The following is a 415-nucleotide window of genomic DNA, read 5'->3' as shown; positions in this document are numbered from 1 at the left end:
ACTCCCCGGTACTCAACTCGGCTCACCTCCTGGTTGGCGTACGGCTACGGCCTCTGCTACCGGTCCTGGGGCCAAGGCCAGTCAGCCGGAACGGCCAAGCCCATGTCGCCCCCCGTGACCCACATCAGGGTGTGCTCGACGGCGAGCGTGTAGTCCTGACCGTTGTCCTGGGTGACCTTCCAGAGGGCGGGATCACTCGTGGGGTACAGGGCCTCGTACGCCCGGCCGTGCTCGCTGCTGGCGTCCATACCGGTGACCGGCCGGCCGAGCGACGTGCCGGTGATGGGGGAGACGGCCGTCGCGCCCGTCACCCAATTCAGCGCGGCAAGCAGGCCGCGGACGTAGGTCTTGCTCGTGGTGCCGTATCCGTGCTCGGTGACGTACGCGATCATCGCCTTGAGCTCGTCCTGCGACC

Annotated in this window: 1 protein-coding gene; it reads right to left on the bottom strand. The window is 68.2% G+C overall.

Annotation, left to right across the window (positions count from 1 at the left end; all coding sequences use genetic code 11):
- Window positions 1-56: 56 nt before the first annotated feature.
- On the bottom strand, window positions 57-415 hold a 359-nt coding region (locus KN815_RS16305), incomplete at its 5' end, for a hypothetical protein (protein ID WP_216342652.1).

The organism is Streptomyces niphimycinicus, from assembly GCF_018883605.1.
Taxonomy (GTDB): Bacteria; Actinomycetota; Actinomycetes; order Streptomycetales; family Streptomycetaceae; genus Streptomyces; species Streptomyces niphimycinicus.
Note: the sequence above shows the minus strand (reverse complement) of the source record. Positions and strands in the feature narration are given on the sequence as shown.